The sequence below is a fragment of the Flammeovirgaceae bacterium SG7u.111 genome (assembly GCA_034044135.1).
Lineage (GTDB): Bacteria > Bacteroidota > Bacteroidia > Cytophagales > Flammeovirgaceae.
The window spans coordinates 65,343-82,500 of the sequence record CP139021.1 but is presented as its reverse complement, the minus strand read 5'-3'; the positions used below and the strand labels follow the sequence as shown (position 1 = coordinate 82,500).

General features: G+C 39.2%; 14 protein-coding genes (1 of these 14 running past the window's edge). 3 read left to right on the top strand and 11 right to left on the bottom strand.

Features of this window, described 5'->3' with window-relative positions:
* Positions 1-145, top strand: partial view of a hypothetical protein gene (locus tag R9C00_00395; GenBank protein WPO35913.1) — the end only. 1,493 nt of this gene lie to the left of the window's left edge; the window shows 145 of its 1,638 coding nt (coding positions 1,494-1,638); the start codon falls outside the window, past its left edge; its stop codon occupies positions 143-145.
* Positions 146-181: 36 nt separating this feature from the next.
* On the opposite strand, the gene R9C00_00390 is transcribed toward R9C00_00395, so the two are convergent.
* The 8 genes from R9C00_00390 to R9C00_00355 all read right to left on the bottom strand — a co-directional run bounded on the left by R9C00_00390 (position 182) and on the right by R9C00_00355 (position 10,700).
* Positions 182-799 carry an NUDIX hydrolase gene (locus tag R9C00_00390; protein WPO35912.1) on the bottom strand — a complete coding sequence of 206 codons (618 nt, stop codon included), beginning with the start codon at positions 797-799 and terminating at the stop codon, positions 182-184.
* A 21-nt stretch (positions 800-820) separates the two neighbouring features.
* Positions 821-2,086, bottom strand: coding sequence for a serine hydrolase domain-containing protein (locus tag R9C00_00385; GenBank protein WPO35911.1), 1,266 nt, complete (start codon positions 2,084-2,086; stop codon positions 821-823).
* Between the two features lie 62 nt (positions 2,087-2,148).
* Positions 2,149-2,397, bottom strand: a complete 249-nt coding sequence (gene atpC / locus R9C00_00380) for an ATP synthase F1 subunit epsilon (GenBank protein ID WPO35910.1) — start codon at positions 2,395-2,397, stop codon at positions 2,149-2,151.
* Positions 2,398-2,478: 81 nt separating this feature from the next.
* Entirely contained in the window at positions 2,479-3,981 is a 1,503-nt protein-coding gene (gene atpD, locus R9C00_00375) for a F0F1 ATP synthase subunit beta (GenBank protein ID WPO35909.1), read from the bottom strand.
* A gap of 187 nt (positions 3,982-4,168) precedes the next feature.
* Positions 4,169-5,902: a lysine--tRNA ligase gene (gene lysS / locus R9C00_00370; protein WPO35908.1), complete on the bottom strand. Its 1,734-nt coding sequence runs from the start codon at positions 5,900-5,902 to the stop codon at positions 4,169-4,171.
* 172 nt (positions 5,903-6,074) lie between these two features.
* Positions 6,075-7,313, bottom strand: a complete 1,239-nt coding sequence (locus tag R9C00_00365) for a hypothetical protein (protein WPO35907.1) — start codon at positions 7,311-7,313, stop codon at positions 6,075-6,077.
* A gap of 145 nt (positions 7,314-7,458) precedes the next feature.
* Entirely contained in the window at positions 7,459-9,747 is a 2,289-nt protein-coding gene (locus tag R9C00_00360; protein WPO35906.1) for a polysaccharide biosynthesis tyrosine autokinase, read from the bottom strand.
* A gap of 278 nt (positions 9,748-10,025) precedes the next feature.
* On the bottom strand, positions 10,026-10,700 hold the full coding sequence (locus tag R9C00_00355; protein ID WPO35905.1) for a polysaccharide biosynthesis/export family protein: 675 nt from the start codon (positions 10,698-10,700) through the stop codon (positions 10,026-10,028).
* A gap of 528 nt (positions 10,701-11,228) precedes the next feature.
* On the opposite strand from R9C00_00355, the gene R9C00_00350 reads away from it, so the two are divergent.
* Positions 11,229-12,614 carry an exopolysaccharide biosynthesis polyprenyl glycosylphosphotransferase gene (locus R9C00_00350; GenBank protein WPO35904.1) on the top strand — a complete coding sequence of 462 codons (1,386 nt, stop codon included), beginning with the start codon at positions 11,229-11,231 and terminating at the stop codon, positions 12,612-12,614.
* A gap of 37 nt (positions 12,615-12,651) precedes the next feature.
* Here the strand turns inward: R9C00_00350 and R9C00_00345 are convergent, their stop codons facing one another.
* On the bottom strand, positions 12,652-14,553 hold the full coding sequence (locus R9C00_00345; GenBank protein WPO35903.1) for a DNA topoisomerase IV subunit B: 1,902 nt from the start codon (positions 14,551-14,553) through the stop codon (positions 12,652-12,654).
* 159 nt (positions 14,554-14,712) lie between these two features.
* Positions 14,713-15,252 (bottom strand): DUF3124 domain-containing protein, encoded by a 540-nt coding sequence (locus tag R9C00_00340; GenBank protein WPO35902.1) that lies wholly within the window; start codon positions 15,250-15,252, stop codon positions 14,713-14,715.
* 184 nt (positions 15,253-15,436) lie between these two features.
* Here R9C00_00340 and R9C00_00335 point away from each other — a divergent pair, with 184 nt between their 5' ends.
* The gene (locus tag R9C00_00335; GenBank protein WPO35901.1) at positions 15,437-16,198 is read left to right on the top strand and encodes a LytTR family DNA-binding domain-containing protein; all 762 of its coding nucleotides are present in this window, start codon (positions 15,437-15,439) and stop codon (positions 16,196-16,198) included.
* Between the two features lie 233 nt (positions 16,199-16,431).
* Here the strand turns inward: R9C00_00335 and R9C00_00330 are convergent, their stop codons facing one another.
* A complete protein-coding gene (locus R9C00_00330; protein WPO35900.1) occupies positions 16,432-17,037 on the bottom strand; it encodes a superoxide dismutase in 606 nt (201 codons plus the stop codon).
* Positions 17,038-17,158: the final 121 nt, after the last annotated feature.

Below are 17,158 nucleotides of genomic sequence, written 5' to 3'. Positions count from 1 at the left end.
GACCTTTGGTCCAACTTTCAATATCTATTATTCAGAAAATGAAGCTCATTTTAATACATACCCCATCGCTTCCATTTTAGAGGTAGAAATAGAAGAAGGGACGGCAAAATTTTGGATGGGGGCATCTCTTGGATTTAGGTTTTAACCCTAGTTAAGTAAAAACATCTTCAACCAAGGCCACCTAATCGAATAATGTAGCAGAGTTAGGATCTTCTACTAATTCAAACATTTTCTCAATTTGATATTTCAACACTCGCTCTGCAGACAGCTGGGGGAGTTCATCAACTCCAAAAAACCTTACATCTAGTGTTTCTATACTTGTTCTTAATTCACCTCTTATAATTTTACAGTGGATGAAAAATTTATACGCCTGATAGGGCTCCAGCGGATGAGGGTGGCAAGCTTTATCCAATACTGCCAAAAGCTTTACTGGTTCTACTCTTAGCCCTGTTTCTTCCCAAACTTCTTTCACTGCAATTTGGCGAGGTGAATAGTTCACATCTGCCCAGCCACCTGGCAATGACCATTTCCCATCCTGCTCTTCTTGAACCATCAATATTTTATTCTCCTTAAATACAACCCCTCTTACATCTACCTTTGGCGTTTGGTAACCATGTTCAAAGTTGAAAACATCTCTTACCTTTTCTATAGGCGTATCAGTATACATAGACATCATTTGCGCACTTATCTCCCGCAACTCCTCATAGCGCTCCATGTCATACTTCCCTTCTGTAAAGGTGATGCCATTTTGAGCAAGAGCTTGTATACGTTTTGCTATTTCATGCCATTCTTTTTCCATAGTAGTTTTGTATTTGTGATATCAAAAATAGTGAGCAAATAAATCATGATCAGGCCAAGATTGGTTCTTTTGTAGAAACTCTTCCATAATCAACGAGAAGTCGGAATGAAAATAAGAAGAGTTTTCACTACTGGTGTTGATAACTACTGCCCAGCTGACTTTGGGATTTTCCCTAACCATTAAAGCAGAAACTCCTGAAAGCGTTCCTGTTCGCCACCATCTCTCCTTACCATCCGAACCTCTCCACCCAAAAGGTATTTTGCCCGGACCATATCTTTGAGCCATTTTATATGCAGAAGGTTTTGATATGAAATCTCGCACATACGGATTTGTATTATAATGAGCTAGAAGCTTGAGAAGGTTTACTGGAGAGGTAACCCAACCTCCTGCCGCGGCTAAAGTAGTAATATCACTTCCCCCATATGGAGCTGGCACCATTTTCCCAGAACCATTGAAGGCGATTCGCCCACTTCCCCTCCTCTCATCATAATATGTTACCTCTTTTTCAAACTTCTCCTCGACGTAGTTTCTTCCCACATACATTCCTTCAATGTTCGTCCTATCAAGCAGCACCTCCTTTATATACTCTTCATATTCCATATCAGAAACCTCTTCGATAATCCTCCCCAAAACGGCATAACCAAAATTGGAATAATCGTAATGCTCACCTGGGGCATAAGGCATGCGCCGCGCCAGCACATAGTTAATAATATCGTCAACTGAGGGACGAAGTTTACCTGTAGCATTTCCTATTTGGCGAGTTTTGAACATTGGGTCTCCGTAACTTCTCCTATTCCAACCCGCACAGTGAGTAAGCAAATGTTCCACACTAATATCATATGCATCACGATACGAACTTCTGAACTCTTTTAGAATGCCACTTTGCCCAAACACACAATCATCCGTTGAAATTTCACCTTCTTCCACCAAGCGCATGATACCCCAAGCGGTAATCAGTTTCGATACACTTGCTATTCGGAATAAATGAGATGGAGTAACTCTTTCTTGAGTCTGGATATCGGCAAAGCCAAAACCTTTGGCATATACAAGTTGATCGTTATAAGAAATGGCTAAGGACAAACCATGAACCCCCGTCCTTTCCATATAAGCTCGAATTATTGTCTCCAAACTATCAACATTCTGCTCAAAAGCCGCAGAATCTGGCAAGGCAACTATTTTATGCTCACTTGCTCTTTTATTGTTATGAAGTAAGGAAAAAAAGAAGCCTACTGTGCAAAGCAGCAATAATACTCCTCCAGACAAAAGAAAATGAACCAGTCTTCGCATTCTTAAAAAGGGCTAAAAAAAAGCCCCTATTTCTAGGGGCTTCTTATTGTAGGATAACTACTTTATTCGCTTACAAGAGCTTCGGTAAGAATCACAACTTTGTTGTTGCGCATCTCAACCAAACCTCCGTCTATTTCAAAAGTCTTACGACCATCTTTCTGCTTTACCCTCACCTCTCCTCTTGCCAAAGTACTTACAATAGGAGCGTGATTATTGAGCATTTCGAAAGTTCCCGCTGAGCCTGGCACTTTCACGCCAGTTACTTCGCCTTCAAAAACCTTTTTATCTGGTGTGATTATTTCAAGATACATTTTTTTCACTGTTTACTTCGCCCAAAGGCTTAAATTGAAAAGTGAAAACAGAACTCAACGCCCTGTTTTTCTTAAAACAAATTACTTAGCGTCAGCCAACATTTTCTCACCAGCCGTAACTACCTCTTCGATAGTTCCTTTCAAGTTGAAAGCAGCCTCTGGAAGGTAGTCATACTTACCATCCATGATCTCATTGAAACCTCTGATGGTATCTTTGATATCAACAAAAGCACCAGGGATACCAGTAAATTGCTCGGCAACGTGGAAAGGCTGAGATAAGAAACGCTGAACCCTACGAGCTCTAGCAACAATTTGCTTATCTTCTTCAGAAAGTTCGTCCATACCAAGGATGGCAATAATATCCTGAAGTTCTTGGTAACGCTGAAGAGTAAGGATCACACGTTGAGCAGTATTGTAATGCTCATCACCTAGGATTTCTCTTGACATAATCCTTGAAGAAGAATCCAATGGATCCACCGCAGGATAAATACCAAGCTCGGCAATTTTACGAGAAAGTACCGTAGTAGCATCTAAGTGAGAGAATGTAGTTGCAGGAGCTGGGTCAGTCAAATCATCGGCAGGTACATATACCGCTTGTACCGATGTAATTGAACCATTTTTAGTTGAAGTAATACGCTCTTGCATAGCACCCATTTCAGTAGCAAGCGTAGGTTGGTAACCTACCGCAGATGGCATCCTACCCAAAAGAGCCGATACTTCTGAACCTGCTTGTGTGAAACGGAAAATATTGTCAATAAAGAAAAGGATATCACGACCTTTGCCATCGCCATCACCGTCCCTAAAGTTTTCAGCAACTGTCAGACCAGAAAGCGCAACCCTAGCTCTTGCCCCAGGAGGTTCGTTCATCTGACCGAACACCATAGATAGTTTTGAGTTTTTCAAAGCGTCTTTATCTACTTTGCTCAAATCCCATCCTCCTTCTTCCATGCTATGCTTAAAATCTTTACCGTAATCAACGATATCGGCTTCGATCATCTCCCGCAACAAGTCATTACCCTCACGAGTACGCTCACCTACACCAGCAAATACCGAAATACCATCATATCCAAGTGCTATATTGTTGATCAACTCTTGAATAAGTACGGTTTTTCCAACACCTGCACCACCGAACAAACCGATTTTACCACCTTTAGCATAAGGTTCCAAAAGGTCAATTACTTTGATACCAGTGTAAAGAACTTCAGTTTTGGTAGATAGCTGATCAAAAGCAGGAGCACTTCTGTGAATAGGAAGTCTTTGATCAGTATCAGGATTATCGATACCGTCAATAGCTTGACCTACTACATTAAAAAGCCTTCCTTTAATTTCATCCCCAACAGGCATGGAGATAGGCTCTCCAAGATCGAGTACTGCAGTACCACGTTGAAGACCTTCTGTAGATTCCATCGCAATGGTTCTTACTCTATCTTCACCAAGGTGCGTTTGAACTTCGAGGATAAGTTTTGATCCATCAGGACGCTCAACTTCCAATGCGTTAAGGATATTGGGTAGGTGGGCGTCATCTTCAAAGCTCACATCGACTACCGCCCCGATTACCTGGGTGATTTTACCTTTCTTTGCCATCTAAGAAACTGTCTGATTTTTTATTTATAAAATATTTTTTTCTTGGGAGGAAAAATGGGAAAATTTTTCCGCTGCAAAACTATGGTTTCTAGCCAATTATTCCAAGTAAAGTTAAAACTCTTGGTTTCTCGCCTAACTTTTGCAAAACATTCTTTATCTGAAAGACTTGCCGATTCCCTTAGCCCGGTTATTTCAACCAACCTTCTACCTCGTCTTTACTAGGGTTCTTTACATCTTTAAGCTTCAATTTTTTCCTCATCCCACACACATCGTTGAACAATTTACTTGGTTGAGCTTTTTTCAGTTCCTCAATAGTAAGCAACCCTAACTTCTGAATGATAGGAACAAGCTCCTCTCTTATACCCAACTCCTTATAATCGTCCATGGAAGCATATTCTATTTTCTTCTCAGGTTTCATCTGAGGGAAGAAAAGTACATCTTGAATAGATGCTGAGTTGGTCATAATCATAGAAAGCCTATCAATTCCGATACCCAGACCTGCTGTAGGAGGCATTCCGTATTCTAATGCACGCAAGAAGTCCTCATCCAACACCATTGCTTCATCATCTCCTCTTTTGCCCAACTCCAATTGCTCTTCAAAGCGCTGGCGCTGATCAATTGGATCGTTCAACTCAGAGAAAGAATTACAAATCTCTTTTCCGTTACAAATGGCCTCAAACCTTTCTACCAAGCCTTCTTTAGTTCTGTGTTTTTTGGCAAGAGGTGACATTTCTACTGGGTAATCGGTAATGAACGTAGGCTGAATTAGTTGACCTTCACATTTTTCACCAAATATCTCATCTATCAGCTTTCCTTTACCCATTGTCTCATCGATAGGAACATTGAGGCTCTTGGCGGTCTCTTTCATTTCCTCCTCGCTCATTGCAGAAATATCAATTCCTGTAAAGTGCTCGATAGCCTCATACATTGTAAACCTTTTCCAAGGACGTTGGAAGTTTATTACATTTTCTCCCACTTGCACTTCGGTGCTTCCATAAATAGCCAACGCTATTTTTTCCACCAACTCCTCCACCAAATCCATCATCCATTCGTAGTCTTTGTAAGCTACGTACAGTTCAATCTGGGTGAATTCAGGATTGTGAAATCTACTCATCCCCTCATTTCTAAAATCCTTAGAAAATTCATACACACCTTCAAAACCACCAACGATCAATCTTTTGAGGTAAAGCTCATTAGCTATCCTCAAATAGAGCGTCATATCCAATTTGTTGTGATGCGTTTTGAAAGGTCTTGCCGCTGCTCCACCGTAGATTGGCTGTAATATTGGCGTTTCAACTTCCAAGTATCCTTTTTCGTTGAGGTATTCCCTCATCACGTTCATCAGCTTGGTACGCTTTTTAAAAGTTTCCCTCACTTCAGGGTTGACTATCAAGTCCACATACCTTTGGCGGTAACGCTGCTCAGGGTCGGTAAACGCATCAAATGTTTTCTCTTCTCCAGACTCGTCCGTTGCCGTTTTTACAATTGGCAATGGCTTAAGCGATTTAGACAAAAGAGTGAATTCTTTGGCATGAACAGTTATCTCACCTGTTTGGGTGGTAAACACAAACCCCTTCACACCTATGATATCTCCTATATCCAGTAGTTTTTTGAATACAGTATTGTACATCGTTTTGTCCTCACCAGGGCAGATATCATCTCTCCTTAGGTAAATCTGGATACGACCAGTAGAATCTTGGATTTCGGCGAAAGCCGCACTTCCCATAATTCTAAAACCCATAATCCTTCCTGTAATGGAAATATCTTTATAGTTTATCTTAAAGCGCTCGTAGTTTTCATGTATATCGCTGGCGTAGGCATTTACCTTGAAAAGTTCTGCAGGATAAGGATTGATCCCTAACTGCTCTAACTTTTCTTTTTTCTCCCTTCTTAACAGCTCTTGTTCGCTTAAGTGTTGCATGAGTAAACTTGGTTTGTAATGGGTAGAAGCCTTTAACTTTAACCCACTGATACTGAATTATTCTGAAACGGTTGATTAGCCGCATTTTTAATAAACCGCAAAGCTAAATAAGTTTTCCGATTCTTTTGGTTTGAAAAGGATTAAAAAGCGAGAAGGTTGTGGGAATTAGCGATTATTGGAGAGAAATATTATTCGTAAGTGATTTTGGAATAGTGCTATCAGGTCTTACCAAGTTTTTTTGTTCTTCATCTACCATGCCCAATTGCGAATCTCTGGGACCTTGCTCTAACCTAAAAAATGTATACCCAAGTATTGCATATAAATACACGGGCCAGATATAGGTAAGCCCCAATACAAAACCACAAAGAGAAACGGTAATTAGCACAATCTGATCTATATCCAAATAAGGCTGTTTTTTATACATCCTATAGATAAAAATCAATATAGGTAGTACAAATAGTGCAAGACCTACAGCACCAAGGTAGAAAAGTTTATCTATGTAAAAGCTATAAAAATAGTGGACGGTTCCCTCTTCCAATACCTCACCCGATAGGTAGTCTACAAAAAGTGTGGGCATTTCATAACCTCCAAACCTCAACCCAAAAAGGAAATTTCTCTGCATATAAGGCCAGTATTCTTCAAACTGCATCAGTCTCATATTTCCAGTACCACTATTTACGGGGTCGATTATGGCCTCAAGGTTTCCTAGTATAAAGTCGGCTACATTTGGCTTGGTGTAAAGATAAACCCCAACCAATATACTTACAATCAGCCCATAAAAGGTTAGGAGTAACATGGCATTTACCCCTATTTTAGATCTCCCTTTCCTTAAAATCAAAAATGTACATACCGGTATAGCAAAGGAAAGGCTCACCCACACGGTTCTGTTCTGAAGCAAAACTATGAACGCAGCGATCGTTAGGAATAGGATGAAGTACAATAGATTTCCCGAAAAGAAGTAACGGGTAAAAAAGTAAACACAAGGAATTAACAACAAGAAGCTAGACTCGCTTTCAAATGCCCTCTCTCCCATAAGCGACTCAAAAATGGAAAGACCCGTATCGCTCACAAAAAGAATATTAAGTGCAAATGCAGTAACTATTAAAGCCGATAGCTGAAAAACTGACACCCTTCCAGAAAATCTTTTATAAAATGCATAGATGAAAAATATAAAATAAATCACCAAGATTTTTGAAAACACATGCGGATGTTGAAAAGGAACACCAGACCGTACATACGATTCCGATACAAGAAAGACCAACCCTACTGTGGCAACTACAAACCAACGCTTAACAAACAACGACATCTCCTTAAAAAGGAAGAAGGAAGATATAGTAGAAGCAATGATCGTCACCCTAAAAAATGCAGCATACGCTTCTTGGTATTCCCCAAAAAACAAATTAAAAAACACCGTTGAAAACAACAGCGCTAAAAAAAGTGGCAGCAAATAGATAAGGGAGTAACGAATATACATTTCTAGGAAGAAAGGGGAAAACTTTTAAAGAATGGCAACTGAGTTTGTTAGACAACACCCAAACTCAGTTGCTAAAAAAGCATTAATCTGCGTAGTAATAATATCCATTGGCGTACGCATTTCCATAATAGTTGTGCGTATCAGGAAGCCTTACATCATTCAAAAGCATATTGATATTACCCAATTTTTCCGACTTATAAAGTTCATTTACATCCTGCAAGTGCTTCCTATCCGTATAGTTCGCTCTTACTACGTAAATGCTTACATCAATATACCTCTTCAAAATAAAGTACTCGGACACAAAGCCAATAGGAGGAGTATCAATCACTATCTGATCATACTTTTCTTTCAAAGCATCCATCAACTCCCTCATCCTTTTTGTATCCAATATCACCGTTGGGTTTTCAGGAGTAGGTCCAGCATTGATAATGTCCAAATTTTCTATTTTAGATTTCTGAACGGTTTCATCAATTTCGCACTCATTCAGCAAATAGTTCGACAAACCTTCTTCGTACAATCCATCGAAATATTCATCTACTCTTGGTTTTCTGAGATCGGCACAAATAAGTACTGTTTTCTTGCCAGAAAGGGCAAAAGTATGTGCCATATTAGCTGAACAGAATGTTTTACCTTCTCCACTTATAGTAGATGTAAAACCAATAACTCCATCTTTATACCCTTTTAAGTGTTCTATATTCACCCTTAACGAGCGGAAAGATTCTGCGGTAAGCGACTTATTACCAGGTGACTCAAATACCAAAGGCTCTTCTTTCTCCCCTTTCATGATCATACCCAAATAAGGGACTTGGGTAGCAGATTTCAAGTCTTCTTGGTTTTTAATTCGATCGTCAAGAGTTTCTTTAATCACTATTATCAAATAAGGGAAGGCAATACCTATTAAAAATGCCACTATAATATTGAATATAGTATTTGGAGAAACAGGGCTGTCTCCCAAAATTTCAGCCTCATCAATTATATTCACTCCAGAGGCAGTAGTAACCAATCCAATTTGTGCCTCTTGTTCTTTTTGGAGGAGAAGTTGGTAAATATCTTTATCAAAATCTGACTTTCTTGCCAACTCGTTCTGCCTCTTCTTTATAGAAGGTGCTCTACTCAAGGTTGTATTTTTCTCGTCTATTCGGTCTTCAATCGAAGTCAACGTAATCATTTCCGAATCAACTTTTTTACCGATAAAGCCCATTAGCTGAATACGAGACTGGTCAAGCTTTATTTTCAATACCTTTAATTCAGGAAAACCTGGCCTAACTTTTTCTTCCAAATCAGCTTTCTCCTTACTCAAATCATAAAGGTCATCAAAATAGTCCTTCAAAATTGGATCATTATCAGCATAAGCAGCTGTAGAGAGAATCTCTGCAGGGGTCAAATCTTCATCTTTAAGCGCTTCAATCATAAACTCAAACTGACTAAGTTTTGAGTTTATCTGTGCTTTTTGTGCCTCAAGGTCTGTCAGGCTACTTTCTATCGAAGTTCTCATAGCATCTGACCTAATATCAGAACCAGACCTAAAATACGCTTCAGCGCTCTCCGATTCTCCTAGCTTCTTACTAGCCTCAGCTAGTTTCCCCTGAATAAAGTCTAATGTTTGCTCCCCTACTTTCTTTTTTTGCTCAAGATCCGTGACCCTGAAAGTATTCATCAGCTCATTTATAAGCGTCTTTGCCTTATCATGGTTCGTACCTCTAGCAATCAGCTCTACAATATTAGACTGCCTGTTGATCGGATTAACCTCAAGGCTTTCTCTAAATTCTCTCGTTACATCATCAGGATTGTTCAGAATAAAATGAAAGCGCTGTCCTATCAATGCCTTATCAAACTTTGCTTCTGTAGGGGCGACTATGATATAGCAATAATCGTTTTTATAATCCTCTCCAAAAGACAATTCTTTCGAATCGTTAAAATCAGAAACAGCGTCAACTACCTCTCCTTTATCGTAATCAAAAATTTCTACTCGACTTCCTACTACGTCTAACTTAAATTTGGTTTCTGACAAAACCGTTACAAAAAAAGGAGTGTTGATAGGTTGGATATTGCTAGAATCAAGAATAACCTGAATAGGCGACGACTTGAACATTTCATTCTTCCCTATTTCATCCCCTTCAAAATAAGAAACCCTCATCCCTACTCTATCTACCATCTTCCTCACCATGGCAAACGAGCGAAGTTTTTCTATCTCATCATTTATATTTGTTGCTTTTTCTGCCCTTCTTTCACCAGTAGTAAATAACTCAGCGGCACTACGTGGAGCAGCTTGGTCATCACCTATGAGCATAGTAGCGCGGAATAGATATATTTTATCAGAAAAAGTATTATAGGTATAAGCTATACCAACAGCTATTATAACTGATAACAAAAAATAAAACTTATACTTCCTAAATCTGAAGATTATTTTCTTGAGGTCTATAAATAAAGTATCCTGTCTCTCCATACGATACAACCTTATCCTTATTTGAAATAAATTGTCAGAGCTTTCACAGCAACCACCCTACCTTAAGGTGATGAAATTGGCTTAAATTAGAAGAAGAGAGGTATAAGAAGCAATTCTAGCATCAGCTTCTTATACCGCCTATTTTCGTAAATGTAAGTTACTCAAAAAATAAATTCTATGCATTAAATGTAAGTAAACAGCATTTATTTACTAGGCTGTGGGTGTTCTACGTAAAGAATATCTCCAGGTAAAAGGAAATAATATTCTGAACGCATTATGTTAGGGTTAGTAAGATCTAACAAAATAGCCTGAGTACCTTTTGAATTTTTACGGATTAGTTTAACCCTTTTCTTATCTCCTCCAAGCGTAATATCACCTGCCATACCTAGCACCTCAAAGATATTTGTATAGTTTCCATAAATGTAAAATGTCCCAGGAGAGTTCACATTCCCTAAAACGGTCACCTTAAAGTTCACCATTTTGACCATCACCGTAGCATCACGGAGATAGCCATCAATTGCAGCCTGGACTATTCCTTGGGCTTCTTCTACCGTTTTATCTAATACCAAAAGTTTACCTACAAGTGGAAGAGTAATGTAACCTTGCGAATCAATAGGATAGCCAGCTAGGTAAAGGGACACTAAATCATCAGCTCCCCCACCTCCTGTTTTAAAAGACTCCACAACTTTCGAGTCTCCACTTTTCACCTCAATAGATAAAATATCATCTATTTGAAGTTTATAGGTTGGTCTTTTGTTTCTAAAAGTTACAGGGGCTTGTGTGGTTATTTCGGGACTGTCAACATACGCGGTCTTTTCGGTTACAACACATGACGTGACCAGAGCAGCCAAAAACAATAGATACGTGAATTTCAACATAAGTAAATAATTAAGTTCTTTTAAGCTAGAGTTGAAACATGCTTGTTTGAATTTTTACGTAGAAAAATTAAGGTTTCTACTGTAGTCAAATTAGTCTGTTTCTATAAAAAGTGAGTTAGTAATAGTTGCTAACAATTTGACTTAGGCAACTTTAGTAGATAGTATGTAACCAAAAATGTAAAGTACAAAGATAATGTATTAAGACTTTAAGTAATATTTATGGAGAAATATTTAACATCAAAATATTTCCAAAACCAACCCTCAAAAGCAATATTTTTTCTTTTCTTAGATGTCTTGCTGCTTGATACCCTAAGGATGAACGAATGTAAACGGAAGAGTAGAACAATCCACCATTCTAATTTTGTTAAAGCTAGTTCAAGCCCAAGATAGATTGACATATTCCCTAAATCTACCTATTTTAGCAAGCTTATTTTTATTAGACACACCCTAGCGTCAAAAAAAGAACAAGTGCAAAAACTCCAATTTTGAAAATACAAAACAACAAAGCTCCACTACCAACTCATTAGCATGAATAAAAAAATACAGTCATCTAACTTACCTTTTTTCATTCTTGCAATAGTCGATTTGCTGATCATCAACTCAGTATTTAGAATTGCGTATTTTGTTCATGTAAGCAAAGAGCCAAGCTTTTCCGACCATTATGTAGGGCTTTTAGTTGTTTTTAACATGGCTTGGTTGTTTTCTGCACAGTTCAATAAAATTGATAGGATAGAAAAGTACGACGATGTCAAATCTCTATCAGTCAATCTTTTTAATACATTTTTTGTACATGCCTTCTTAGTTCTAGGCTTCATCGTAAGCTTCAAAGGTTATATTTATTCAAGGCTATTTCTTACCTACACGTACATTTCCTCAGTAGCTCTCATCACCGGCCTTCGGCTGGTTTTTGTCCACATCACCCGGAAATATGGAAATTTCGGGTTGAAAAATAGGAAAGTTGTCATAGTTGGTGCAGAAGAAGCAGGCAAAGCCCTTTCTGAATATTTTACTCAATACAAGTATTTTGGCTACAAATTCATGGGGTTTTTCGATGACATAGAAAGCTCTGTGGTTGACCCTTCTCTGATAATGGGTGACCTTAACCGCCTCAAGAGTTATTGCACCGAAAACAACATAGACGAGATTTATTACACCCTCCCGACCTCCGACAAAATGCTTATTTCTAGCATTTCCCGGTTCGCAGAAGAAAATGGCATTTATTTCAAGATAGTACCCAACTTCAATTTAATAGGGCAAAAAGAGGTGGACTTTACCTTCTATGGAAATATCCCAATCATGACCATTCGGAAAATCCCACTATCACTTACCTTCAATCAAATCATCAAAAGGGGCTTTGATATTATATTCTCCATTACGTTTATCACCCTAATTTTCCCTTGGCTTTTCCCTATCATTGGCTTGCTTATCATAAGCACTTCCAAAGGATCCATCTTCCTAAAACAGTTACGACCCGGACGTAAAAACCAACTTTTTGAATGCTATAAATTTAGGACAGTGAAAGTACTGCCCAAAGGCGCTGGAGTAGAAACTACTAAGGTTGGAAGTATTTTGAGGAGAACAGGCCTAGATGAGCTACCGCTATTTTTTAATGTGCTGTTTGGAAATATGTCCGCAGTAGGGCCTAGGGCAAATATGGTGAAGCACCTTGAGCTATATTCAACATTGCTAGACGATTATAACATAAGACAGTATGCCACTCCAGGGTTGACAGGATATGCACAAGTAAAGATTTTTAACGAAGACATGGATCAGATGGAGGTGTTGAAGAGAAAGATAGAATACGATGTGAAGTATATAGAAAACTGGAGCTTATTACTTGACATCAAAATACTAGTCTTAGCATTTTTTAATATATTCAGAAAAAAGCCAAGGCAACACAAAGAACTTGCATAACCTTGGCTATCAAAATCAGTAAACTTTTTCTCTATCATTAAGCTACTTTTGCCTCCTTTCCTTCTTCTACTATTTCAGCAACTTTTTCGTCCTCAACCAAATCCTTCTCTACCCTCAGGTTATCAATAATAAAGTTTTGCCTATCGGGGGTATTTTTACCCATGTAATAAGAAAGAAGCGATTTTATAGATGTTTCCTTACTCAAGATGAGTGGATCCAATCGGATATCTTCCCCAATGAACTCGCCAAACTCTTCTGGTGAAATCTCACCAAGCCCCTTGAATCGGGTGATCTCTGGCTTGCTACCCAATTCGTTCATCGCACGTTGCTTTTCCTCTTCCGAATAACAATAGATTGTCTTTTTCTTATTTCTTACCCTAAATAAAGGCGTTTCCAAAATATACACATGCCCGGCTCTTACTAGCTCTGGGAAGAATTGTAAGAAGAACGTTAGTAACAACAAACGAATATGCATGCCATCCACATCGGCATCAGTAGCTATCACCACTTGGTTGTAACGAAGAGTATCTAGCCCGTCTTCTATGTCCAAGGCATGCTGCAGCAAGTTAAATTCTTCGTTTTCGTACACCACTTTTTTGGTAAGGGAAAAGCAGTTGAGCGGCTTACCTCTCAAGCTAAACACCGCTTGCGTATGCACATCTCTCGACTTGGTAATGCTTCCACTTGCCGAATCTCCCTCGGTAATGAACAAGGTTGTTTTTAACTTTCTTTCATCATCCCCTTTTTTATCATTGAAATGCACTTTGCAGTCCCTCAGTTTCTTATTGTGAAGGTTTGCCTTTTTTGCCCGCTCATTCGCAAGCTTTTTCACTCCTGCTATTTCCTTGCGCTCACGTTCCGACTGCAAAATTCTCTTAAGCAAGGCTTGTGTCGTCTCAGGGTTTTTATGCAAGAAATCATCAAGCTCTTTACGTATAAAATCCAGCACAAATGTTCTCACGGTCGGAGCATCAGGACCCATATGGGTAGAGCCAAGTTTAGTCTTTGTTTGAGATTCAAAAACCGGCTCTTGCACCTTCACGCTTACCGCTGCAACTATGGATGCTCGGATGTCTGTTGCATCGAAGTTCTTATTGTAATGGTCGCGAAGCGTTTTCACCACTGCCTCACGAAAGGCAGCCAAGTGAGTTCCACCTTGGGTAGTATACTGGCCGTTTACAAAAGAATAATACTCCTCTCCGTATTGATTGGAGTGGGTCATGGCAATTTCTATATCCGTCCCTCTCATATGGATGATTGGGTAACGCAAGTTATCCACATCCGTTTTTCTTTCTAGCAAATCCCAAAGACCGCGGTTAGAGAAATACTTCTTCCCATTATAATCGATGGTTAGCCCTGAGTTTAGGAACACATAATTCCACATCAAGTTTTCCAAAAACTCAGGGATAAACCTATAATGCTTAAAAATAGTAGGATCGGGCTTGAAATAGATATACGTACCATTCTTCTCGCCTGATTTTGCTTCTTTATGGTCCACGGTGAGTTTCCCTTTCTCAAACTCCGCCTCCTTCATTTTCCCATCTCGTACCGAAATCACCTTAAAGTACTCTGAAAGTGCATTTACCGCCTTCGTACCCACACCGTTCAGCCCTACAGATTTTTGGAAAGCTTGTGAATCGTATTTTGCACCTGTATTTATTTTCGACACACAGTCGATCACCTTCCCCAAAGGAATACCTCGTCCATAATCACGAATTTCTACACTATTGTCAGTTACCTTTACTTGGATTTGCTTACCAAATCCCATCATAAACTCATCAATAGAGTTGTCCACCACCTCTTTCACCAAAACATAAATACCATCATCTGGTGCAGAGCCATCCCCAAGCTTACCTATATACATACCAGGGCGCAGCCTAATATGCTCATGGGGTTCTAAGGACTTGATACTATCTTCGTTGTAACTATGATCTGCCATATATTATATGTGCTTAAAGTATTGTTGAAATAAGTAAATATTGGATGCGAGCACTTTCACCTTCTTTCCTCCAAACTGCCTACATCCAAACCTTTCAAATATCGTATTTTTGCTCACAAAACAAACAATAGCTAATAAAAAGAGCAAGTTTTATCAAGCTTATTCCCTCACATCCCTGAGAACTACCGCCCTCGATTTGAAGGCAAACCCCCTATTCCCGCTCGACTCCATCATCACCGTTTCTATCACGGGCATGGTAACAGGCTCAGTACAGCTCCATTCTATCAAAAACTTCGCACCTACCCCTCCTTCTCTATCGCTCAGTTTCACAAAATAGTTGATAGAACCCAAAGGATTTATCTCCAAAGGCTCTTTCAAATAGTTTCGAATCAGCTTGCCTTTGTAGTTGTAATAATCAACAAAATGAATCTTAATGGCCTTCTCTATGGAAGTATTCCGGATGGAAAGGTTGGCACTTACTAGATAATCGCCAGCATCTTCCATGCTGCGTAGGTTGGAATAAACTGGCGCATATACTAGCTGAGCCTTTGAACGCACCACACCAGTGTCGGGCAAAGTTGCCGGATGAGGTGTAGGGGATAAATCAGGTGCATCGGCTACAGGTTTAGCCACCTTAGCTTTTTCACATGCCACCATAATACTTAGCAGGAAGAGCGATAATAACAGGAATTGTTTCATATAATAATTGGCTAGGGAGTTTACTTTCACGAAAGTATAAAAAATCTGTTTCTATACTTAAAAGTCAGTTGATCTTTCAGGTATAGAAAAATCAGATAGTAACTATAAAACTAGGTTCCTGTTTGCAAATATCTACTACATTTGCCCTATCCCCTTTCTCAAAGCAATAACAAAGAATTGAACCATGCTTAACGTGTTGATAATTGAGGACGAGCAACTTGCGACCGAAGAGCTAAAATCGATGCTCATTGCCTTACGCCCTGATATCAAAATTGTAGCGATAATTCGTTCTATAGACGAAGCCATAGCATGGTTCCAAAAAAATGAAGCCGACCTTATATTCATGGATATCCATCTCACCGATGGAAACAGTTTCCAAATTTTTGAACAAGTTAAAATAAATACTCCCATCATCTTCACTACTGCTTATGATGAGTACGCTATAAAAGCTTTTAAAGTAAACAGTATTGACTACCTGTTGAAGCCTTTCGGCACGAGCGAACTAGCAACAGCACTGGCTAAATTTGACGAGGCCAAAAGCACGATAAAAAATGAGAGCTTAGGGGCAATTCTAAAATCCGTAGACCAACAAGGACCCATTTACCAAAAAAGGTTCATGGTCACCAGTGGGGAAGCTATCCTGTCTATTCCTGTAGAAGAAGTAGCCTATTTTATGGGGGATGGAAAGCACCTATTTCTCTTTTCTAAAGATGGGAAAAAATACATTTTGGACTCTACCCTTACCAAACTCGAAGAAGTAACAAATCCCACCCGATTTTTTAGGATAAACAGAAAGTTCATTGTCAATTTTTCTGCAATTAACGAGATGGTTGCTTATTCCAAAAGCAGGGTGAAATTAGAATTGACACCGCCCCTTCCTTCCAAGCTAGAAGCAATCGTCAGCGTGGACAGGTCAGGCGATTTCAAAAAATGGCTGAACCGCTAATATCCCATTTTCTACCTATCCCAATTCCCCTTTAACGCTAATTCTTCCCCTTCACTCCTTTTTGATTGGGGCTTAACCCTTTAGCAAGCACTTTTGACACAAAAGATTAAGCAACTGAGTACTGTTAATTGATTTAAGACAACCTGAAGCAACAGGTTTTATAGTGGTAATCATGAAAAAAGGGTTTCCTGATAGGAGACCCCTTTTTTTACACTGTAATTTTTTTTTTAAGCTTACTTAGCTGCTGCAAATTTTTCAGCTACTGCATCCCAGTTCACTACATTCCAGAAAGCTGAAATATAGTCAGGCCTTCTGTTTTGGTACTTCAAGTAGTAAGCGTGTTCCCATACGTCCAAGCCCAAGATTGGAGTTCCTTTTACATCGGCAACATCCATCAAAGGGTTATCTTGATTGGGAGAAGAAGTTACTTTAAGGCCGTCAGCAGTTACTACCAACCAAGCCCACCCTGAGCCAAAGCGTGTAGCAGCAGCAGCGTTAAATTCTTCTTTCAATTTATCTAAAGAGCCAAAAGCACTGTCAATAGCCGCAGCCAAATCGCCAGAAGGAGCTCCTCCGCCATTTCCTGAAAGGATAGTCCAGAACAAAGAGTGGTTATAGTGACCACCACCGTTATTTCTTACAGCATTGCCGAGCTTGCCAGCTTCTGCCATTAATTCTTCAAGAGACTTACCAGCAAGTTCAGTACCTTCTACCGCTGCATTCAGCTTAGCTACATATCCAGCATGGTGCTTTGAGTGGTGTATTTCCATTGTACGCGCATCAAAATTTCCTTCCAACGCATCGTAAGCATAAGGTAAACTTGGTAATTCGAAAGCCATTTTTTTAAGGTTTTAATGTTGAAAAAATGATTAAACTGTTTTTCACTTATATAATATTACAAACTCGCTAATTGTTTGAGGAAAACATGCGAATTTACCCCTAAAGTAAGAATTTGTTTTT